19 protein-coding genes and 4 pseudogenes are annotated in these 20319 nt (G+C 65.0%); 14 read left to right on the forward strand and 9 right to left on the reverse strand.

The window, feature by feature from the left end:
- Window positions 1–639: 639 nt before the first annotated feature.
- Both ACXMYJ_RS16415 and ACXMYJ_RS16420 read right to left on the reverse strand, forming a co-directional pair.
- Window positions 640–1140, reverse strand: coding sequence for a hypothetical protein (locus ACXMYJ_RS16415; RefSeq protein WP_460357691.1), 501 nt, complete (start codon window positions 1138–1140; stop codon window positions 640–642).
- A complete protein-coding gene (locus ACXMYJ_RS16420) occupies window positions 1137–1403 on the reverse strand; it encodes a hypothetical protein (RefSeq protein WP_460357693.1) in 267 nt (88 codons plus the stop codon). The genes ACXMYJ_RS16415 and ACXMYJ_RS16420 overlap by 4 nt, the downstream gene beginning before the upstream one ends.
- A 335-nt stretch (window positions 1404–1738) precedes the next feature.
- On the opposite strand from ACXMYJ_RS16420, the gene ACXMYJ_RS16425 reads away from it, so the two are divergent.
- Window positions 1739–2719 carry a hypothetical protein gene (locus tag ACXMYJ_RS16425; protein ID WP_460357696.1) on the forward strand — a complete coding sequence of 327 codons (981 nt, stop codon included), beginning with the start codon at window positions 1739–1741 and terminating at the stop codon, window positions 2717–2719.
- A gap of 333 nt (window positions 2720–3052) precedes the next feature.
- Here the strand turns inward: ACXMYJ_RS16425 and ACXMYJ_RS16430 are convergent, their stop codons facing one another.
- A complete protein-coding gene (locus tag ACXMYJ_RS16430) occupies window positions 3053–3535 on the reverse strand; it encodes a DUF6416 domain-containing protein (protein ID WP_460357699.1) in 483 nt (160 codons plus the stop codon).
- A gap of 717 nt (window positions 3536–4252) precedes the next feature.
- Here ACXMYJ_RS16430 and ACXMYJ_RS16435 point away from each other — a divergent pair.
- From ACXMYJ_RS16435 to ACXMYJ_RS16475, 9 genes and pseudogenes are all read left to right on the forward strand, one after another.
- A pseudogene (locus tag ACXMYJ_RS16435) lies at window positions 4253–4647 on the forward strand (nitroreductase family deazaflavin-dependent oxidoreductase).
- A 535-nt stretch (window positions 4648–5182) separates the two neighbouring features.
- The gene (locus ACXMYJ_RS16440; protein ID WP_443189537.1) at window positions 5183–5557 is read left to right on the forward strand and encodes a hypothetical protein; all 375 of its coding nucleotides are present in this window, start codon (window positions 5183–5185) and stop codon (window positions 5555–5557) included.
- A 58-nt stretch (window positions 5558–5615) separates the two neighbouring features.
- Window positions 5616–6200, forward strand: a complete 585-nt coding sequence (locus tag ACXMYJ_RS16445; RefSeq protein WP_460357702.1) for an Rv1733c family protein — start codon at window positions 5616–5618, stop codon at window positions 6198–6200.
- A 100-nt stretch (window positions 6201–6300) separates the two neighbouring features.
- On the forward strand, window positions 6301–8328 hold the full coding sequence (locus ACXMYJ_RS16450) for an erythromycin esterase family protein (protein WP_460357705.1): 2028 nt from the start codon (window positions 6301–6303) through the stop codon (window positions 8326–8328).
- 91 nt (window positions 8329–8419) lie between these two features.
- A pseudogene (nthB, locus tag ACXMYJ_RS16455) lies at window positions 8420–9035 on the forward strand (nitrile hydratase subunit beta).
- 37 nt (window positions 9036–9072) lie between these two features.
- Window positions 9073–9666, forward strand: coding sequence for a nitrile hydratase subunit alpha (gene nthA, locus ACXMYJ_RS16460; RefSeq protein ID WP_460357708.1), 594 nt, complete (start codon window positions 9073–9075; stop codon window positions 9664–9666).
- Window positions 9663–9965, forward strand: a complete 303-nt coding sequence (locus tag ACXMYJ_RS16465; protein ID WP_460357711.1) for a nitrile hydratase accessory protein — start codon at window positions 9663–9665, stop codon at window positions 9963–9965. The genes nthA and ACXMYJ_RS16465 overlap by 4 nt, the downstream gene beginning before the upstream one ends.
- Window positions 9953–10138: pseudogene (locus tag ACXMYJ_RS16470) on the forward strand (FAD-dependent oxidoreductase); the annotation flags it as partial. The gene ACXMYJ_RS16465 and the pseudogene ACXMYJ_RS16470, both read left to right, overlap by 13 nt.
- Before the next feature lie 61 nt (window positions 10139–10199).
- The gene (locus ACXMYJ_RS16475; RefSeq protein ID WP_460357714.1) at window positions 10200–11042 is read left to right on the forward strand and encodes an NAD(P)/FAD-dependent oxidoreductase; all 843 of its coding nucleotides are present in this window, start codon (window positions 10200–10202) and stop codon (window positions 11040–11042) included.
- Between the two features lie 310 nt (window positions 11043–11352).
- Here the strand turns inward: ACXMYJ_RS16475 and ACXMYJ_RS16480 are convergent, their stop codons facing one another.
- The 5 genes and pseudogenes from ACXMYJ_RS16480 to ACXMYJ_RS16500 form a co-directional block, all read right to left on the reverse strand.
- On the reverse strand, window positions 11353–11556 hold the full coding sequence (locus tag ACXMYJ_RS16480) for a hypothetical protein (RefSeq protein WP_443188493.1): 204 nt from the start codon (window positions 11554–11556) through the stop codon (window positions 11353–11355).
- 696 nt (window positions 11557–12252) lie between these two features.
- Complete coding sequence (locus ACXMYJ_RS16485; RefSeq protein ID WP_460357717.1) at window positions 12253–12510, reverse strand: hypothetical protein; 258 nt, start codon at window positions 12508–12510, stop codon at window positions 12253–12255.
- Between the two features lie 985 nt (window positions 12511–13495).
- Window positions 13496–14620 (reverse strand): hypothetical protein, encoded by a 1125-nt coding sequence (locus ACXMYJ_RS16490; protein WP_460357719.1) that lies wholly within the window; start codon window positions 14618–14620, stop codon window positions 13496–13498.
- A gap of 42 nt (window positions 14621–14662) precedes the next feature.
- Window positions 14663–14866: pseudogene (locus ACXMYJ_RS16495) on the reverse strand (transcriptional regulator); the annotation flags it as partial.
- Window positions 14867–15092: 226 nt separating this feature from the next.
- Window positions 15093–15272, reverse strand: a complete 180-nt coding sequence (locus ACXMYJ_RS16500; protein ID WP_443188490.1) for a hypothetical protein — start codon at window positions 15270–15272, stop codon at window positions 15093–15095.
- A 310-nt stretch (window positions 15273–15582) separates the two neighbouring features.
- Between ACXMYJ_RS16500 and ACXMYJ_RS16505 the strand changes: the two genes are divergently transcribed.
- The 3 genes from ACXMYJ_RS16505 (at window position 15583) to ACXMYJ_RS16515 (ending at window position 17398) form a co-directional block, all read left to right on the forward strand.
- Window positions 15583–16200, forward strand: a complete 618-nt coding sequence (locus ACXMYJ_RS16505; RefSeq protein WP_396884634.1) for an HdeD family acid-resistance protein — start codon at window positions 15583–15585, stop codon at window positions 16198–16200.
- A gap of 311 nt (window positions 16201–16511) precedes the next feature.
- A complete protein-coding gene (locus ACXMYJ_RS16510; protein ID WP_260754946.1) occupies window positions 16512–16913 on the forward strand; it encodes a hypothetical protein in 402 nt (133 codons plus the stop codon).
- Window positions 16910–17398, forward strand: coding sequence for a GreA/GreB family elongation factor (locus tag ACXMYJ_RS16515; RefSeq protein WP_260754945.1), 489 nt, complete (start codon window positions 16910–16912; stop codon window positions 17396–17398). Before ACXMYJ_RS16510 ends, ACXMYJ_RS16515 begins: the two co-directional genes overlap by 4 nt.
- 110 nt (window positions 17399–17508) lie before the next feature.
- Here the strand turns inward: ACXMYJ_RS16515 and ACXMYJ_RS16520 are convergent, their stop codons facing one another.
- Window positions 17509–18351 (reverse strand): aldo/keto reductase, encoded by an 843-nt coding sequence (locus tag ACXMYJ_RS16520; RefSeq protein ID WP_260754944.1) that lies wholly within the window; start codon window positions 18349–18351, stop codon window positions 17509–17511.
- A gap of 277 nt (window positions 18352–18628) precedes the next feature.
- On the opposite strand from ACXMYJ_RS16520, the gene ACXMYJ_RS16525 reads away from it, so the two are divergent.
- Entirely contained in the window at window positions 18629–20317 is a 1689-nt protein-coding gene (locus ACXMYJ_RS16525; RefSeq protein ID WP_260754931.1) for a hypothetical protein, read from the forward strand.
- Window positions 20318–20319 lie beyond the last annotated feature (2 nt).

Consider the following 20319-nt stretch of genomic DNA (forward strand, 5'->3'; position numbering starts at 1 on the left):
AACGAACCGCGCTACGCTTCACCTACGGAGTGCCTTCCCGCTTTGTGAACATGGACCCTAGACAAGTCACATTTTCTCAAACAGGACAGGCACTTCCGTGCATTACAGGTCGTGTCAACAGCCTATTCCACGAAACGTCGAGGTTAACGGCAGGCACGTCGGTCAGCCGTCTGATTTTGCGCCGAGGCTCCTCGGACGGCGTGACATCGATCAGCGCATGAAGCGTTGCCCTCAGCACGGCAACGAGTTCGTCGCGATGCTCGCTACCAGCTTCTTGCAAGAGGGTGTCGACCCTCGCCCTGGCGCTGTCCTTCCAAGTTGTCTCAATCACGTGTCCTCTCCTTCTTGATTCGGGTTGGGAGTGCAGGCCCTAGGAGAGCAAGAAAGCGCAAACCCGAAGGGCCACCCCTTTGGTGAAGGACTCTTCTGGGGCTAACCTTCGACGCTTGCGCTCGGTGATGGATACTTGAGCTGACCTTGAACCAAACGGCTGTCGGCCACCGCTGGTGACGACGATGGTAGCCAAAGAACCACACCCCGCCCAGCCCCTACGCGCGCTGCCGCGGCCCTCGCAGCCGATCCCTCTCGTCGCGCGCCGCATCAGCTCTCCGTCGAGATGAGCGGCCCGGACGGCGGCGTCTACGGCGTCGGTGGGACCGGCGAGCCGGGGTCGATCCGCGCGCCGGGTGGCAGCTGTGCTTGGGCAAGTATTTCGCTCGTGTTCATACCCGTCTCCGCCGTCTCCACCGCCTTGGCCTTGCAGGCCTGGCAACACTTGAAGATCATTTTGAGCCCGCCGAACGAGACGGGGAAGTCCTCAGGCTCGCCGTCGCAGCGGTCGGCGACGTTGATGTTGCAGTTCCAGAAGCTCCGCCATACAAGTACTTGATCCTCTGGGTACATCTCAGGGTGAGCGCGCTTGCGATCCGGCGCATATATCGTCCGCAGGCTGCGATAAGCCGCTGAGATTCGTTGGTACATCTCCGGCGAGCGCACAGGATCGCACAACAGCCAGTTGCCGGGGTTATTACGATTGGCGTCGAGTATCTCCTTGGCGTCCGAGTTATTCGGGTCTGGCGACGCACCGATGACCGGGAACTTCGCCATGATCCTCCCGCGCTCAGATTCGTTGATGCTCATGCTGTTTGATTGCCTTTCCGGTTGTTGTAGCGCGCCGCCCCGGCGGTTCGGGACGGCCGCGTGACGATGAAGCGCCACAGTTCTTCGGTCGAGTACATGCGCCGTCCCGCGACGATGCGGCACGCCAGTTCTCGGCGGTCGGTCACTGACTTGAGCCATCGCTCGGTGACCTCGACGCCGATACTTCGGTACCAAGCAACGGCGTCTGTGACGGTCCTGTCAGGAACCGGCGACAGCACCAACGATGTTGGCGGGTCCGGCACGGGAACCGGGATATTCACTCTGGCCATAGCTTTCGCCCTCTCTCCGAGTCCTAGTTTACCGGGCCGAGGCATACCTACGCCGACTTAAGAAGGCGTACTTCGTACCAATAGCGCTGCGCTGAAACGCTATTCGAGCGCGGGGCCGGGCGTCGGCGGTACGCTCGATCGAACGGCTAACCCGAAAGACGGTGAGAAGGAAAATTTGAAACACCAAGGGCATCAGTGTCGTTGGCGATGTACTCGTCAACGAGACGGCGGATGGAGTCAACCTCAACGACCTCTGGGCTGAGATCGAGAAGGCCCTGACGCTCTACAACACCCACCGCTCAACGATCGTGCGGTTGCTTTCATACCCCACGATCGCCGTCGCCGACATCATCCCGCAGAGCGTGGAAGGCGAGAGCTTCGAGATTGCCACTGAAATGGGCATCCCGACCGCACTGCGCGAGCCCGCCGACTATCTCCGTCTGGGTTACAACTTCCAGGACTACGACAAGCGGCTCGGCGCTTCGTGGAAGTGGCTCCGATCGGCTACCGCCGAACAGGTTACCGCTCAGGTGACACGCATCTTCGAGGCCGATAACCGTCTCGTCAGTGGCACGATACTGCGCCGGTTACTCGATCCCGCGCCCCGCTCCAACGAGTGGCAGCATACGTGCTACGGCCTCTGGTCAGGCGACGGCATGGTTCCGCCGGACCACCTCGGCAAGACGTTTGACGCCACCCACACCCACTACCTCACCAGCGGCTCAACTAACGTCGACTCCGCCGACATCGAGGACATGATTCGCCACGTCACCGAGCACGGCTACGGCAGGTTCGGCAGCCAAGGCGGACAGCTCGTCATCCTCGCCCACCCGAATGAGGTTGAGGACATAACGTTTTGGCGAGCGGGCGTAGAGTACGCCACGGGCAAGAAGCCCAAGTGGGACTTCGTGCCGTCCGCTGCCCAGCCCGCGTACTTCACCACTGAGCACCTTGTCGGCGCGATCCCGCCCACCGACTTTAACGGCCTCCAAGTCCTCGGCAGCTACGGCGACGCCTGGCTGATCGAATCGCACTACGTCCCAAGCGGCTACGTGATTGTGGCTGCGACGGGTGGGCTCGACTCGGACATGAACCCGGTCGGCTTTCGGGAGCACGTCAATACGGCCTATCACGGGCTGCGCCACATTCCTGGTCGCGGTCCCTACCCGCTGGTCGACTCGTTCTACGCGAGAGGTTTTGGTGTTGGCGTTCGGCATCGCGGTGCAGCGGTCGTCATGCAAGTGACCACGAACTCGTCCTACGCCCCGCCGACCACAATTCAGGTGTAAACCATGCCAGAGAGATGCCGCAATTCACGTGACCCTGACAGGGACTACCGCGACATATCAGAGTTTGGATTCGGCGCAGGCCTGGTGCCGCCCGGTAAGGAGACAGCTCCGCCGAGCCAGGGCGGTGTGTACCGAGCGAAGTGCTCGCCGGTGGAGCTCACCCCTAGCGACGACCTCAGCGTGCGTGCGCGTGAAACCCGATGGAGGCGAGGCGACCCGCCGCACGGCTACCCCGGCGAGCGCATCGGCTGAGACGCGCCCCAGATCGGCGCGGTCACGGGGCGGACTTACTGCCTTTCGACGCCCCGTGGCCGGCTGCCCTACTCAGTGCACCTAGCTGCTGCGCGCCTCGCGGAGTAACGCCGCCACCTCTGGCGTCATCCAGTAGACGACGGGCTCCCCTTCCACCGGGTAGGCCCACTTCCACAACAGCTCTCGGTTCTCCTTCTTGCAATACTTCCCGGGCCACGCCAGGACTCCAGCCACGCCACTGTGACCATTGGGGATATTCAGCATCCCGGCAAGCTCTTCGCCGTTGAACTGACGGTCCGGTTCATCCATCAGCGTGGAGAACAAGGCCTTCGCCGGGTCGCTAAATTTGTCCCACAACTTGGCAGCCAGCGCGGCGTCTCTATCCGCCGACCACGGCAGACGACCATCGGCGCTCTCGCCAGCTTGAGAAACCGGCTGCGGTATAGCAACGAGCTGATCGCTGCGCGATGACGCCGCATTGGGCGGAGCGCTCAGCCACGCGGCATGCATCGCGTAGAACTCCACCAGCCGCTCTTCGGGAACCTTCACCGTGACGTCCATCATTTTTGCCCTCCTGCTCGTATAAGACCCTGGTGGCCTCGTTGGGGAACAGTATGGAACCCTCAGAGGGGGTCTGTCAAGGGTAAATACCCTCGGATCGCATATTGGAGGGTTTGTGACCGGAGTAAGCACTGGTCCGTAGGCTTTCTGACCGTGTCGTTTTCGGGGCAGGCTCCCTCCGGGCAGATCAACCCTCGCGGTCCCGTTTCGGTCCCGTAGACGCAGCCGAATCGAGGGCGTACTTTGGCCGTACCGGAGCGCGCCGCGATCCGTACCGAAACTATGGTTTATCAGCGCAAACGTCGCTTTTAATCAGCCCTCCGACCAGCGGCTATCGCACGCTCGTTGGCGTCGAAAATACTTCCCAAGCTGAGAACGCAGGTTCTAGGCAGACCATTGTCCTACCCCGGCGTCACCCCGGCGACCGGGGGCGATTCTAGGGCGAATCGAGCCCGTACCGGAGGCGTACCGACAACGCTCAAAAGTGCTGTCCTGCAGTGAATATGACCGTCTCGGCGAATACTTTCGCCTGGCCGTCGAAAGCGGGCGGTCCGTTCTTAAAATCCGCCAAGTGTCGGTTCGAGTCCGACTGGGGGCACCGTAGTTCTTGCAGGTATGGGCCGATTGCGGCTCGAACATTCGAGCGGTCGCTGTCGTTGGCAGCTCCCTGCGTCAGCACCGCGTCAGCGAGGAACTTCGACCAATATCTAGACTCCGAGAATGCGCGTTCCTCGCCGAATCGCAGAGTTCAACAAGCGAGTCACCAATCCGGCGGCTCGCACGATCACACCGTGGCTTCCGAACCTCGGGACGCTCGAGCACGTCGGGCGGAAGTCGGGTAAGCGGTATCGCACGCCCCTTCTGGTATCAAGACCCATGATGGCTACGCCATCCTCATCGGCTACGGCCTACAGACGGACTGGTTGAAGAACGTGCTGGCCGGCGGACCGACGGTGCTGCGCAAGCGTGGACGGACGGTCGCGCTCGTCAACCCACGGGTGGTGAGCAAGGCCGAGGCCGCGGCCCACGTCATACCGCGTTCTCGGCTGCTCTACCGAGCGTTTCCCTACAACGAGGCAGCCGTTCTGCTGACGAATGCGGGCTCTGCGGGCTGAACTCTGTACTGCACCGGACTTAGAGCCGGTCGAGCCGTCGCGGTAGTCCTTCTCTGGGTCGCGGGACGTACGGGCGCACCGCGCGCCGACCTGGAACGCGAGCTGAACCGGCGCCCGAAGGTGAGCGGCCCAGGCGCCGCGCGAGGTCACGGCCGTACGAGCTGCGATCCGAACCGCCGCGCCAGGACATGGCGTGGGGCGGTCATGATCGCCTGCTGGTCGTTCTTGTCGATCTTGATGTTTGCGACCGACCGAAACACCGTGCGAACACCGGGGTACCCGAAGGATGGGCCACTCGTTACCTCCGCTCCAAAGCTGCAGGTCGGCCCCGCAAGCCAACACAAAACGTGGGCACTGTCGTCGGCGACACCGAACCGGACCGCAGGCGGAATCAAGGTCGGGAGCCTCCAGCATTTCCAGGATGCGTCAGTCGCACGACGCTAAGAGCCTTGGCAGGGCCGGACGAACACGGGTGACTCATTCCGGCACGCCAGGTCGACGCCGGAGACCTGCGGTGGCTGCGAGCATTGAATGTATGGCGGCCAAACTGAACGAGACGGCGTACGCGCACGCGCGCAACCTGATCGCGGCGGGCAGGTACGTCATCGATGACCGCGACGCGTGGAGCGAGCACCAACCCTCGGCCCGGCAGGAAAACGACTACATCGAGCGGCACGGGATCCCCGAGTACGCAAAGTGGCACCTCGGGATCGACGACGAGATGGACGAGAACCGGAAGGGCCGCTACAAATTTCCGTACGGCGACCTTCACAACGTCCACCGTTGCGGGCTGCTGGCGGCGGAATCTCGTGCCGGACAACGTAAGTATCACGACATCGAACTCGCGGTGGCTCACTTACACGGCATGCTTGAAGCGTTACAAAGTTCGGCTGTACCGGATCGCCAATGATCCTCATCGACCTATGACTCCCGGCCGGGCACGGCTAGCGACTGTCCGAGAAGTTGTGATGCAGGCCTTGAGGTTCATCCCGAAGCGATGGCCGACCGTGCGTGCCTTCGGGACTAACCCGCTGGTCCGCGTCAGCGACCGGATTGAAGCGATTGTGGTGGTTTCAGCAGTGGCGATCTCGCTACTTGCCGCTCCGATCGCCGGCGCTATCGGCACCACCGTTCACGACGCCCGCAGCAGGGTCTACGCCGAACAAGCACACTCGCGTCAACCTATCAAGGCGATCGTCGCTACAACCACGGACAGCGCCGAAGTCGTCCGTCCTTACGCGCCCAACATCATTCAAGCCCGCTGGTTTGCGGAGGGCGTCGAGCACGCCGACACCTTCAGCTCGAAACGTGCAGTCACAGTTGGCGATGAGATCGATATCTGGGTCGACGACACAGGAGAGCGGGTCGCGCCGCCAATGCCAGCCTCTCAGGCCGCGGTTGACGCGGTCTGGGTCGGAATACTGTTCTGGCTGGCCGTGGTGGGCGCAGCGGCGGCGCTGGTCGCCGTAGTGCGTTGGCGGGTTGACTGCCGTCACGAAACTGATTGGGAGCGTGAGATCAGGGGCCTAGCCGACAGACGGTGGGCGGACTGAGAATGCCTGGCGATCACCGGTGGGAGCGGGTTCCGGCGCCCGCGGCCTGGCCCCTATCCCATCGGCCAGTGGCATCGGAGTCGGAAGGGAGTACGAAACGATGACTCAAACAGGGACGCAAACACGGCGACGGATGTTCCGCGATCGCCGCGAGGCCGGCCGCGTGCTGGCCCGGTTGTTGCATGCGTACCGCGGTAAGCCCGACGTCGTGGTGCTTGGGCTTCCGCGGGGTGGCATCCCCGTCGCTTGGGAGGTGGCCGCGGCGCTCGGCGCCCCGCTGGACGCGTTCGTCGTTCGCAAGCTCGGGGTTCCCGGACGCGAGGAATTCGCGCTGGGAGCAATGGCATTCGGGGGTCGCGTTGTGGTCAACGACGACGTACTACGGGGCTTGAGCATCACGCCGGACCAACTGCGCGAAGTTGCCGAACGCGAGGGGCGGGAGTTGGTCCGACGCGAGGCGTCCTACCGCGGTGGCCGGCCGCCGGCGGACGTTACGGGCAAGACGGTGATTCTCGTCGACGACGGACTGGCCACCGGAGCCAGCATGCTGGCCGCGGTGCAGGCGCTTCGGGAGAGGGAACCCGCGCAAATCGCTATCGCGGTACCGGCGGCTCCGGAATCCACGTGGCGGGAGTTCGCTGGACTCGTCGACGACGTCGTCTGCGCGTCAATGCCCCACCCGTTCCTCGCGGTCGGCGAATCCTATTGGGAGTTCAGCCAAGTCAGCGACGAGGAGGTGTGCGCACTGCTCGGGACCCCGACGACTCCCGCTCCGCCGACGGCCGTGGGCGACAGCCCTCCGGCTCAGGTCCGCCGCATCGCCGTCGACGCGCCCGACGGAATTCCGCCACTTCAGGTGCTCGATGAGTTTATCGGCGACGCCCGGGTGGTACTTATCGGCGAGAGTTCTCATGGCACGCACGAGTTCTACCAAGCGCGCGCCCAGATCACGAAATGGTTGATCGACCACAAGGGGTTCCTCGGGGTGGCCGCGGAAGCGGACTGGCCCGATGCGTACCGGGTGAATCGCTTCGTGCGCGGCATCGGTGAGGACGAGGCCGCCGAGGAGGCGCTGCGGGGATTCCAGCGCTTTCCGGCCTGGATGTGGCGCAACACCGTCGTTCGCGACTTCGCCGATTGGTTGCGTGACCGCAATGGGCGGGTGGAGGCGCAGCGGCAGGCGGGTTTCTACGGTTTGGACCTCTACAGCCTGCATCGGTCGATGCAGGATGTGATCACCTACCTGGAGAAGGTGGACCCGGAGGCGGCGGCCCGTGCCCGCCAACGCTATTCGTGCTTCGACCATGCGTCAGCAGACGACGACGGAAAGGCGTACGGATTCGCTGCGGCGTTCGGTGCGGGCCAGACGTGCGAGCAGCAGGCCGTCGAGCAATTGATCGACTTTCAGCGGAATTCGGTGGTGTACGCGCGGCGCGACGGGTTGCTCGCCGAGGACGAAGCGTTCTACGCCGAGCGTAACGCGCACGTCGTTCGCAACGCCGAGACCTACTACCGCGCGATGTTCAGCGGGCGGGTCAGCTCCTGGAACCTGCGCGACCAGCACATGGCCGACACCCTGAGCGCCCTGCTTGATCACCTGGATCACGACGATGCTGGGGAATCCCGAATCGTGGTGTGGGCGCACAATTCTCACGTAGGCGATGCCCGGGCAACCGAGGTCTACTCGGACGGCCAAACCACACTCGGCGCATTGGCGCGGGAGCTCTACCCCGGCACAACGCGCCTGATCGGTTTCAGCACCTACACCGGAACGGTGACTGCGGCCAGCGAATGGGGCGGGATCGCCGAACGCAAGACTGTCCGGCCCGGCTTGCCCAACAGCGTCGAGGAACTGTTCCACGACACCGAAAAGGACGCGTGCTACGTGAAGATGCGTACCGACGGCCGGCCATCGGCCGACCCGCTGGATTATATCTGGCTTGGGCGTGCGATCGGCGTGATCTACCTACCCGCGACAGAACGGCAGAGCCACTACTTCCACGTGCGGCCGGCCGACCAGTTCGACGCGATGATTCACATCGACAACACGCGCGCTTTGGAGCCCCTCGAGCTGACCAGTGAGTGGATCGCCGGCGAGCTGCCCGAGACGTATCCATCGGGCCTCTAGCCCTGTGCACCTCGGCGGGGCGGTACACCCCCGTCAACCGGACCGCGGACACCGATGGCCCGCCGCCTCCCGAAGTGCCACACTGGGATTCGTGGACGGTCCCCACGACCTGGGCGGCCGAATGGACTTCGGCGCCGTCCTCGTCGACCCCCGCGAGCCGGTCTTTCGAGCCCGCTGGGAGGCCGCCGCGATGGTGCTGGTCTCCGCGGCGGCGGCGCGGGCCCCGAACTACACGTTGTCCTCTTTCCGGTACGCCGTGGAGCGCATGGACCCGGTGCACTACCTCGGCTCCCCGTACTACGAGCACTGGCTCACCGCCGCGGCGACGACCGCGGTGGAGACGGGGCTGCTCAGCCCCGAGCAGCTGGAGAAGCGGGCGGGTGGCCCCTTCCCGCTCGCCCACCCGCCCCGGGTGCACGGGGTCGAGAACCCGGGAACCGGTGCGGCGCGGTTCACCGCCGGTGACAGCGTCCGGGTCCGGCAGTGGCATCCACTGGGCCACACCCGCTGCCCCGGGTACCTGCGGGGGCACGTCGGCACGGTGCTGCGGCGCGGTGAGCCTCCCCGACGTGGAGGTCCACGCCACGCGGCGGCTGCGGGAGACCGTCTACACGGTCCGCTTCGACGCCGGTGAGGTCTGGGGCGACCGGCAGACCGGCGTCCGGCTGAACGCCGACCTCTGGGACAGCTATCTGGAGCCGCCGTAGCAACCGGCGACATACCGCGACCACCTGGGAGGCACCCATGACCACCGGCCACCACCACGGCACGCCACCGGCGCCGATCGAACGCCGCGCGGCCGCGCTGGAGGAGCTGCTCGCCGAGCAGGGGCTGGTCAGCCCCGAGTACATCGACGCGATGCAGCAGGCGTACGAGGCCCAGCTCGGCCCAATGCACGGCGCCCGCGTGGTCGCGCGGGCCTGGGTGGACCCGGCCTACCGGGAGCGCCTGCTCGAGAACGGCACGCGGGCGGTGCACGAGCTCGGCATCCAGGGGCCCGAGATCGAGCACCTCACCGTCGTGGCGAACGGCCCCGAGGTGCACCACGTCGTCGTGTGCACGCTGTGCTCGTGCTACCCGTGGGCGGTGCTCGGGCTGCCGCCGAACTGGTACAAGGACCCGCCGTATCGCGCCCGCATGGTGCGCGAGCCGCGGACCCTGCTCGCCGAGATGGGCTGCCTGCTCCACGAGTCCGTGGAGATCCAGGTGTGGGACAGCTCCGCCGAGACCCGGTATCTGGTGCTGCCGGAGCAGCCCCCCGGCACCGAGGGCCTGTCCGAGGCAGAGCTGGCCGCGCTGGTGACCCGGGACTCGATGGTTGGGGTGGCGGTCCTGTGAGGCTCGACGTGGACGGGCCGGCGGCCCCGCCGGGCCGCAACGGCGAGCCGGTCTTCGACGCGCCCTGGCAGGGCCGGGTCTTCGGCCTGGCCGCGGGGGTGGTGGAGCGCAGCTTCGACGGCGATTGGGCCCCGTTCCGCCGCTGCCTCGTGGCCGCGATCGCCGACCGGCCCGAGCGGGCGTATTGGGACAGCTGGACCGCTGCGCTGGAGGAGCTGGTGGTCGGCGCCCGGCCTGGTGGCCCGGGACGCGGTGGCCCGGCGGATCGCGGACTGAGCGGCAGCCGATGCGGGTGGTGATCTGCGGCGGCGGCGTGATCGGAGCCTGCACGGCGTACTTCCTGACCCGCGCCGGGGTCGAGGTGACCGTCGTCGAGCAGACCGGCGTCGCCTGCGCGGCGTCCGGCCGCTCAGGGGCGTTCCTCGCCCGGGACTGGAACGCCGGCACCCCGCTGGACGCGCTCACCCGCCGCAGCTTCGAGCTGCACGTCCGGCTCCGGGACGAAGGTCGACGCCGATTGGGCGTTCCACGGCGTGACCGCGTACGCGGGGTACGTCCCGGCGGGGCAGGCCAGGCCGGGCCGCGGCCCGATCACCCTGGACTGGCTCAGCGATGCCGTGGTCGTCGCCGGCCGGCTGGGCACGCCCGAGGACACCGCGGTGATCCATCCGGCCCTGTTCACCGAGGCCGTCCTGGGCGCGGCGCGCCGCCGGGGCGCCCAGCTGCGGGTCGGCCGGGTCACCGGGGTCATCCGCGACGGCTCGCGGGCCACCGGTGCCGAGGTCGACGGCGCCCCCGTTCCCGCCGACGCCGTCGTCGTCGCGATGGGGCCGTGGACGGCCCATGCAGCAGCGTGGCTGCCGCTGCCCGCCGTCGTCCCCGATCGGGGCCACAGCCTCGTCTTCGACACGGGCACGGCGGTACCACCGGACGCCCTCTTCCTGGAGTACCAGGACGAGACCGGCGGTGTGCTGACGCCCGAGGTGTTCCCCCGTGCGGACGGCACGACCTACGTCACCGCGTTCTCCGAGCGGGCTCCGCTGCCGACCGACCCCGCCGAGGTCACCCCGGACCCGGTGGCGATCAGCCGGCTCGAGGCGGTGTGCGCCCGGCTGTCACCGGCCTTCGACCGGAACCGCATTCTGGTCCGGCAGGCCTGCCACCGGCCGGTCACCCAGGACGGGCTGCCGCTGATCGGCCGGGTGCCCGGCGTCGACGGTGCCTACGTGGCCACCGGCCACAGCGTCTGGGGCATGCTGGAGGCTCCGGCGACCGGCGAGGCCTTAGCCGAGCTCATCGTCGCCGGGCACGCGCGGAGCACCGACCTGACCCCGTTCGATCCCGCCCGCCTCCGGCCCCTGGGCGAGGTGCCGTGAACGCCGTCGCGCGTCCCAAACGACGCGCCCGCGCTCGGCTCAAGTCCGGCCAGCTGAAGCTGTGAAGGTCGGACACGTCCGCACGCATGGGCAGCCGGCGGGGCGGGGTCACTGCCATTAAGTATCACCTCGTTGTCACAACACGCCTGATGCACGGGCGGAAGCCGACGAATGCAATCGGACGAAATCGACTGTCCTGGTTGGGAATACGTATGTCGACGAACGCACCCGTACGCCTTTAGCGGGACTTGATCCGCGCAGTGTCCGTACGAAGATTACTGCAAGACAAACGAATCGGTCATGCGTCGACCTAGACCACGCCCTGCGCCTCGTATTCGCAGTCGTCCTCGGTGCACCCGATCAGATGCCACACGACGGCTTGTCCGTTCACTGTGCCGGCGTGGTCGGCCGGACAGTCCGAGCAGTCGGCTTCGCTCGGCATCACGTCGCCGCCGGTTCTGGTCCGCGGGATGAGAAGACGGGCCGGTCGCGGCTTCTGGGGATATTCCGACATCGCACGAACCTTTCGCCGGAGTGGCTCTGTGACGATTGTCCGCTACCGCATCCGCGAGCGGAACCAGTTCAGCCATGTCAGTGGACTTCGTCCAGCAGGACCCGCTCTCTTGCAGGTCCAGGGTGTCGAACCTTGGGTGGACCACTCGTAGACCGGAGTCAGAACAGGTCGCTGCGCGCAGCTCCCTGCGCGCGAATACTTCACAACAATCCCCGTCGCGGTGACCTGCCGGGGTCGGGCCATATAAGCGGTTCTGGTTGGGGGTTTGCTGCAAAATCAGGTCAGGTCGCCGATGTCACCTATTCCTGCAGCAAACCCGAGATCGATCCGTCGATTTTTTCTTCGCCAGTCTTAGCGTCGCTCGATGGCTGTCCACAAGAAGCCAGAGGCCGCGCGCGGGGAGGGCTCCCGGCGCTGGTGGCGGACGAATCGTCGCCCTACCGCCGCATCGGCGGCGCCACGGACCGGTCTTGCTTTCCCGACTGGTGCGTCACCTGGGCCACGATGGTCTGCACCCACCCGGGCAAACCTTCTGCCCTTGCAACTTTTTTGACAACTAGGTAAATTGTCGTCGACTTTGCTGCGGCGTTCAGGGCGAACGGGTCTGCGTCCCTACGTTGAGGTGTAGCAAAGCAGTCCCGGTATGGAGGAAACCGTGGTCCACCACAACAGCGGCCCGACGCGTCGCGCATACAGCTATCCGAGCAGCGCGACGCGGAGTCTCATCGTCATCGGCGCCGGAGCCGGTCTGCACAGCGGCGCAATATCGGCATCGCAGCCCTCGGTGGCTTCGCCGCCGCGGTTACGCTCGTCGAGTTCGGCGGCAGAGCGCTTGAGGCCGCCACCGTCGTCGAGGCCGTCCCGTTCACGCTCAGCGGCACCATTCGAGTGACTGCCGACAGCGTCACGACCACCGATCTGCCGCCCGGCTTCATGTGCGCCGGCGCTGGCCAATACGGCGATATCGGTCCCAATGCGGCGGTGACGGTGACTGACCAGTCGAACACCGTGCTGGCCAGGGGGACGCTGGATCGCGGCTCGACTGAACTCGGTTCGTGCCTTCTGACGTTCAGTGTCGAGGCGCGTTCCGGCGGGGGCGATTTTCTACCAGGTCGAGGTTGCCCACCGCGGCGCCTATCGGTATACCGAACACGAGTTGAGGGCGCCGATACCGCTCGCCTTCGGCAACGGCCTGCCGCAGATGCTTCCACCGTCGGCCGCGCCGCCGGTGACGCCCATGCCGATGATTCCGCCCGAGGAAACGGTGCCTGCAACCCTTGAGCAAACCGAGTCATGAATCATCAGCAAACAATCAATGCCTAGCCAACGGGCCTTAATGGTCGTGCGCTCGTCGGGCCGATCGGGGTGACGTGACCGTATCAATGTGGGCACGCCTCGCGGGCCCTCGCCTGTCAGGCACTTCCAGCTTTTGTCGCCCTTGACGTGATCTGCGTCGCCCCCGTTTCAGTGCGTTACTGACAGACAGAATAGACGGATCGTGCCGGTATACGCACGGTGCGCTAGCCAGTGTCGGAAATGAAATCTGGTCGCTCGTGTATCGAGTCTGCGATCCAGCCAGCAAACGCCACCTGCAGGCCGGCCAGGGAATGTCGATCCTGCCCGATCCGCAATCGTCAGGCGGTATCCCGCACATCGGTACCGACGACGCGCAGGAGCGGCGGACCAGCACTCGAGCGTGGCGTCCGAAGGGAAACGATCCCTGCTTCGCGGACGACGCCCAACGGTCCGGGCCTGGTGAACCGGGCATAGCCACATGCCTGGACCGCGAAGCCGGCCTTCGCCTGGCGGAAGCCGACCGTGACGCCAAGGCCCGTCATGCTGATCAAGCCGAAAAGTCCCAGGGCGGCAGCTGTGAATAGTGCCCACACCGACACGGTGCGGACGAACGTGCTGACGCAGGGGTTGCCCGTCGGAAATCTCAGGGGGAATGCACCTGGTTGGTGACAGCTTCCGCGATGGCGGGCAACGATGCCGTCTCGGCCCCCAGTGTCATCGAAAACTCATGCAGCAAGGCGTGATCGGTCGCCAGGTCGACCCGTGGCATTGCTCGCAGAGCGCCCAGTGTCGGCTTGAGCCACGCAAACTGCTTCGCGAAAAACGCCGTTGTCACCGAGTTCTCGAACATGGCGCTGACCAGCCGGGTGTCTCTGTCGCCGAAGCGATTCACGACGGGTGTAGCGTTCGTGCCGTTCAGTTGCTGCTGCCACTGCATCAGCCATTGCAGCTGAAACCATGTCAACAAGACCAACCACTGCAGTATGCCGGGCGGTGCGGCCGCCGCTGCTACCGGGACAATCGGGACCGGCACGGGAACCTCTGTAAGGGGAACGGGCGCAACGACACTCGGTTCGACAGTGGGCGGAGTCGGCTGAACAACGGTGGCGGGGACACTCTCGACGGTGGAGGAGTCACCGGCGACTGACGCGGGATCGGTAGTGGGCGTTAAGACGCTCACGGTGATGGTGCTGACCGGGGCTGTCGTGGTGCCCGCCGTCGGGCCGTCTGTGATCGCAGGTATCTCATTCGTGGTCGGCAACCCGCTCGAGCCCGAGGGCGAATCTGGCTCGGGATTCGATGAATTGGGCCCGGTATTAGATCCGGTGTCCTGCGCAGGTGGGCTCGGGTCAATTGTCGGGTTGTCTTCGGCCGGAATGGTCGGCCCGTCCGGCGCGGTGATCGACGGCTCCGGCCAGGAGACGACCTCGGTGGCGGGTCCATTGTCTTGCGCGGGTGGGCTCGGGTCGGTTGTGGGGTTGTCTTCGGCCGGAATGATCGGCGCGTCCAGCGGCGCGTCCGACGAGTCCGGAGACGTCGAGGATGAGGGATCCGCAGACGTTACGGCCGACGCATCGCCCGCCTGCCAGCAAAAACGGAGCTCGTTGTCGACGTCACCGACAGGGACGAGGAACAGGAAAGCCGACGACGCCGCAGAAGCCGCCTCTGCGAATACTGTCAAAGAACAATCTCGCCAAAGGGGGTCATCCTCCGGCGACGTCGCTTCGGCACCGAACAGCACTGTGGATTCGCGACGTTCCGCAACCATTCTCGGAAGAGCCAACACCCACCGAAGAAGGTGCGTTCATTCCCGAAAGAAGTTTGCCAACGCAGCCATTGTCGCGCGGGACGGATTCGTCCGGTTTCCCGATCTCAGCTGCGACAGGTAGGGGGCTGACATCGTCAAGCCCTCTGCCTTCAGCGCTGCCACCACTTCGGCTGAGGTGTGCGGTCCCCGGCCTGGCGGATAAACCGTGTCGAACAGTCGGTTCAATCGCTCTGCAAATGTAGTCATATCCGCCTCCCACCCCGTGAGCCTTCGAGTGGCGTGCTGTGCCCGCCAACCCAGGATAGATACTGGATCCGTAATAGCCGGCTTATTGGCGAATCCGGTGGGTACTGAATTGAACCGCTGGCGCAGCCTCGACCCGCTGGGCGTTTGCTCTGGTGGCACGCCCCCCGTACGTCCACCCCCGGCGACGAGCCTGTATGCGCTAGCCACGGGCAACGCACAATGTGACTCACCCGAATTCCGCTGGCTGAGCACCCTTCTGGCTGCCCGCGGGAAACCTGAATTCGAGATGATTCCGTCGCCAGCTGGCGGCGATGCGCTCCTGAGTTTGCCGCACCCACTGGCTGATGGCGAGATCTTCTGCGGCCTGCTCGACGCGACCGCTGAACATGGCGACCGGTCGCCCCATAAAGTACTTCCCAAGTTGAGTAAGCGGATTCGATTTTCGTCTCCGGCTCCACCTATCCAGGGGTCAGCTGCTTGCTGGACGCCGTAAAGAGAACGACCGCAGCCGGCGCCGTATGTATCGCATTGAGATGACAGCGTGGCGCAACGCTGCGCCGGCCGGCGTTTCGTGGGCGCCGCGAACCCTTATGCCGGTCATCCTGCGAGGACCAGCGACACGTGCGATTTTGGTCCTGACGGGCGCACGCGGTCGACGCGTGAGCCGAGCAGACTCCTGTTGGAACTCAATGACCCGGATCTAGGGGAGATTTCTTGTGACTTCTGCGGTAGGCCAGCCGGAAACGCCGATCGTCGACCCTTCGAAACTCGTGCCGCACAGGTGGAAAGTGTTTTTGGCGTCTGGGGTGCTGGCGATCATCCTCGGCGTGCTGATGCTGGTGTGGCCGGGAAAGACCGTCCTCGTCGCCGCGGCGCTGTTCGGTGTGTCACTGCTTGTCGTCGGCCTTGGACAGCTGTTCATTGCGATGGCGGCGGACCTATCGGGTGGTGGTCGCGCACTCCTGTTCGTCAGCGGCGCCGTATCGGTAATTCTCGCGGTTCTGACCTTTCGGTACTTCGGCGAACCGTTCTCGATTCTGCTGTTCAGCATCTACATCGGTATCAGCTTCATCATCAGAGGGGTCGCGACGACGGTCGCGGCGATCAGCGGCACCGAAACGTCTGGACGTGCCTGGGATATCTTGTTCGGAATCGTGTCCGTGCTGGCCGGCATCGTCGTGCTGCTGCTGCCGTTCTCGTCGATCGTCCTTCTCGCCATGGTGACGGGCGCGTTCCTCGTTGCCCTCGGCCTGTTCGAGATCGTGTCCGCGTTCAATGCTCGCCGCGACCGCGCCAAGGTGCCGGTGAACGTGCGTACGGCAACGGCCACATAGCGCGAATACGCGGGTTCGGTTCCAGTCATCAGCTCTACTGGACCCACCTGTTGTCGTTGCATCGGTACTCGAAAACTGCTGGAGCACCGGGGTTCCCAGGAGACACGATGTCGACGATGGAGAAGCGGGCGACCGCCGTCGACAGTCGACGTGTCGACCCGGCCGCGCAGGGAGTGGGCGCTCGTGTCCAAGCAGAAGCGCCCGGCCAAGTCCTGACCTCGCGCCATGTCCTCGCAGGCCCACAATCCACCCTGAGATCGGGCCTGAGGAGGGGAAGCGGTTCACGTCCTTTGTGCCCAATGCTCATAGGCATGAGTAGCACCGACAACGCGCGGCGGGACCGCCTCGATGAGCGCTCCCTTCTTCTGGGCGCCGGGTTCAAGGAAGATGAACGTGAGCTGGTGCTCGACGAACTGTCCGCGCTGGGTCCGCACCTGGCCAGGTGGGATCCGAGCGAAGTCCAAGTCGAGGTGTCAGTGCGCGAGCGCGGCGGTAAAGAGCAGAGCGTAACGCTGCGCGCGTTTCTGCCGGGCTTCCCGCCGCTGGTGGCTGTTGGCCAGGACCGGGGTCTCATGCGGGCCCTCGCCGAAGCCAAGAGGGACCTGATCACTCAGATCGATCGGCACAAGACCGAGCGTGACCCCAAGAGCAATCGTCAGCTGCGGCGCGACACCATCCGCCACCCTGGGTTGAACGCCGGCGCGGGATCGTGAGTAAGCACAGCCGAGCGGCGACGCTGACGCCGGACGAGATCGCCCTTCTCGAGGCTGAGCTCGAAGAACTGAAGCGGCGCCGCGAGCGCGTGGCGGCCGACCTCGACAGCATCCGCGATACGGTCGGCGACCTCATCGACGCCGATGCGGCCAACCAGATCGCTCTCGCCGACCAGCTGGCCGCAATCGACGACCGGATAGCCGAAATCAACTGGCATCTGCACGGTGGGCCACCCGAGTCTGAGGTGCCCGGCGCGCTGCCGGACGGGACCGAGGTGACGGTGCGCTATCCGAATGGGGAGCTCGACCGCCTGCGGGTGGTCGCCGTCGTCCGAGAGGTGCCGGTCGTGGACGAGCACGCGTTAACGCCGGACAGCCCGATGGGGCTCGCCCTGGCAGGCCATCAGCCAGGGGACGTCGTGACATACGAGACGCCGCAGGGACCACTGCAGGTCGAGCTGGTCGACATCCGGTATCCCGATTAACGGGCCTTGGCGCGCATTGGAGTGCCCCACCAGAGCCGAAAGACGCCGTGGATCTGAGCTGCACGCGCCTGTACTTCCCAAGTGGAGGTGTGCATCACACGCGGGCCGTCTTACAGAACTTCAAGCGGGGTCGGCCGGGTAGGTGGAGGGAACGCTCGGTCGAGGTCTCGCAGGTCGTTGCGGGTCAGCTCGATGTCTCGGGCGGCGGCGTTTTGCCTGACGTGGGAGGGAGTTCGGGCGCGTGGGATAGCGGCGACCCCGTCGTGCTGCAACACCCACGCCAGCACGATCTGTGCCGGAGTGGCGTTGTGCCGCTGCGCAATCGGTCGCAGCGCCGGGTTGGCGAGCAGCCGGCCTTGCTCGATTGGCGAATAGGCCATCGTCAATATCCGATGTTGGGACAGCCACGGTATCAGCGCGTACTCCGGGCCGCGGCGGGTCAGGTTATAGAGAATCTGATTCGTCTCGACCTCATTACCACCTGGGACGCCCGACAATTCGATCATGTCGTCGATATCGAGATTGCTCACGCCCCAGTGGCGGATCATCCCGTGGAGCTTCAAGTCGGCGAAGCCTTCAATAGTTTCGATCAGCGGGATGCTACCGCGCCAGTGCAGCAGGTAAAGATCAATGTAGTCAACGCCGAGCCTGCCCAGGCTTGCCTGGCACGCGCGCACGGTGCCCAATCGGGTTGCGTGGTGCGGTAGTACCTTGTCGACAAGAAATACTTCATTGCGCCGTCCCGCGATCGCCTCGCCGACCAAGACTTCCGCCGCGCCGTTGCCGTACATCTCGGCGGTGTCGATCACCGTCATTCCCAAGTCGATTCCAAGCCGGATCGCGGTGATCTCCTCGGCCCGGTACCCCGGACTTTCGGCAAAATGCCAGGTGCCCTGACCGAGGGCGACGATCTTCTCGCCGGAGCGCAACGATACCGAGCGAGGTGAGTTCATCCTCCAATCGCCTTTCTGACACCCCTGTTGGCGGGAAGGCCACGGGTCCGCCGGACTGCCCCAATTCTGCAGGCGGCATCACGCACTGCACTTCGACCTCACAGGGCACAACTGCGCCACACATGTGGTTTTTACGGGTCCAAGCGCCATCGGTCGATGATGAACTCCCACAGTTCACTTCAGCTGCGATACCACTGACCGGTGGCAGTGATGGCCGGGAGCCGCCTGGATCGCTTGCCACGCAATGCATTCATTGAAATAAGAAACAAAAAGACACATGTTCAGCTGGACCTTTCACCGATCTTGGAGAGGAATTTCACGCTATTTCAACAGGATTGATGTGATCTTGGAAATTGCTCGTTATGTTCTGGGCTGTCATCGTCGATCACAGAAGGGGGGCGCCATGACCTTTCTTGCCCCGTTGGTCACCGCAAGCGTGGCGCTGGTGGGGGCCGGAGTCATCACAGTCACGCCGGTCACGCCGACGACAGCGCAAATGAGGGCTGCTGGTGAGCAGGTGCGTCTCACCGCCGCGACCACGACAGACTCCTGCGGCGAAACCGCCGTGGCGCTCTGCGATCCGTCCGGCTCCGCGCAGGGCCCCATGCTCGGCGCCGCTGCCCAAGCGACCACGAGCATCTTCAACATCCCGGCGAATCTGTTCATCGCGCTGGCCAACGTCCCCTACAACTTCTTCAATGCCCTGGGTCAGGGCGACGTGAATCTTGGAGACCTGCCGAACAGCGGGTTCAGCTTCGTCAATTCTCGTAACGGCATCGACCTCAACCAAACCGGCGTGGTCGGTCTGACGGCCGACCTCGAGTACGGCGGCAGCTGGTGGGTATACCACCCCTTCAATGTGCTCGGCAGCGATGCGGCGGACGTCGCGCGTTATCAATCGCTGGTCAACGTACTGCTGCCGTTTCCCGCGTTGTCGGTGGGGCTCGGCAACATCCTTACGGCGGTGGCCGCTTCGCAACTCCCGATGAACGTCGGGTGCACCGGCACCAACCTCGGGGCCTGTGAGCGTATCGATCAGATCCTGTCGACGATGTTCGACCTGCGCCACATCGTCGCACTCGTTTCGCCGGGCGGCTACACCTTCCCGCAGGTGAAGAATCCGATCACCTGCAGCGCGGACGGGTTGTGCGACATCAAGGATCCGAACGGCGTGACCGAGCCGTGGTCGCGGCAGACCCAGGAACTCAACATCTTCACGCCGTTCGAGAACTTCTACGACTCGCTCACCCAGACACCAGATTTCAGCCAGATCAGATTCCCCACCGTGACGATGATCGTGAACACGATCGTCAACTTCATCCGGGGGCTGAACACCGCGTTCAATCCTTTCGTGCGCGGGACCCAGTGCGGTTTGTGCGCACTGTTCGTGCCGATCCCTGCGGACGAAACCCGCCCGGGATCGACCAATCCCGGCACGCTGATTCCGGGTAGGCCCGGCACCGGTATGCCCGGCACAGAGGATGCGACGACCGAGCCGACGGTCGCGCGTGGGACGGCGACCGACGAGGGCTGGTCGTCGGACACCGACGAGATCTACACGGGGGAGAGGGGGGACGGTGCGGGGGTCGATTCTCCGTGGCCGCGCCATGCGCAGCCGTGGAGGTCGGCACAGGGACTGGAAGCGGTGTCGAGTCCCGAGGAGTCCATCCCAGGTGACGGCGACGTGAATGTGCCGGCTCCGCGCGCCGACGACGTGCAGAGGGGTCACGTCGACGGCGGCAGAGGCCTGGGCGCCGAGAGCGGTGGCGGCGCCGAAGACCGCGCCGATACGGAAGGCTCAGCTGATACCCAGCAAGACCACGCCGGCACGCAAGACGACGCCGAGACCCAAGACCACGCCGGCGATGACGGCGGTGGAGACGCCAAAGGCGGTAGCGATGCCAAAGGGCATGCGGGCAAAGGGGATTCAGGATCTCATCGGGCGGGTCACCGAGACGCTGCATGATC

The sequence above is a fragment of the Mycobacterium sp. ZZG genome (assembly GCF_054786995.1).

Coding starts and splice junctions, on each gene's coding strand:
- ACXMYJ_RS16450 (WP_460357705.1), top strand. CDS start 6,301: ATGACTCAAACAGGGACGCAAACACGGCGACGGATGTTCCGCGATCGC.
- ACXMYJ_RS16520 (WP_260754944.1), bottom strand. CDS start 18,351: ATGAACTCACCTCGCTCGGTATCGTTGCGCTCCGGCGAGAAGATCGTC.
- ACXMYJ_RS16415 (WP_460357691.1), bottom strand. CDS start 1,140: ATGAGCATCAACGAATCTGAGCGCGGGAGGATCATGGCGAAGTTCCCG.
- ACXMYJ_RS16430 (WP_460357699.1), bottom strand. CDS start 3,535: ATGATGGACGTCACGGTGAAGGTTCCCGAAGAGCGGCTGGTGGAGTTC.
- ACXMYJ_RS16525 (WP_260754931.1), top strand. CDS start 18,629: ATGTTCAGCTGGACCTTTCACCGATCTTGGAGAGGAATTTCACGCTAT.
- ACXMYJ_RS16480 (WP_443188493.1), bottom strand. CDS start 11,556: ATGTCGGAATATCCCCAGAAGCCGCGACCGGCCCGTCTTCTCATCCCG.
- ACXMYJ_RS16500 (WP_443188490.1), bottom strand. CDS start 15,272: ATGGGGCGACCGGTCGCCATGTTCAGCGGTCGCGTCGAGCAGGCCGCA.
- ACXMYJ_RS16510 (WP_260754946.1), top strand. CDS start 16,512: ATGAGTAGCACCGACAACGCGCGGCGGGACCGCCTCGATGAGCGCTCC.
- ACXMYJ_RS16440 (WP_443189537.1), top strand. CDS start 5,183: ATGGCGGCCAAACTGAACGAGACGGCGTACGCGCACGCGCGCAACCTG.
- ACXMYJ_RS16490 (WP_460357719.1), bottom strand. CDS start 14,620: ATGGTTGCGGAACGTCGCGAATCCACAGTGCTGTTCGGTGCCGAAGCG.
- ACXMYJ_RS16445 (WP_460357702.1), top strand. CDS start 5,616: ATGCAGGCCTTGAGGTTCATCCCGAAGCGATGGCCGACCGTGCGTGCC.
- nthA (WP_460357708.1), top strand. CDS start 9,073: ATGACCACCGGCCACCACCACGGCACGCCACCGGCGCCGATCGAACGC.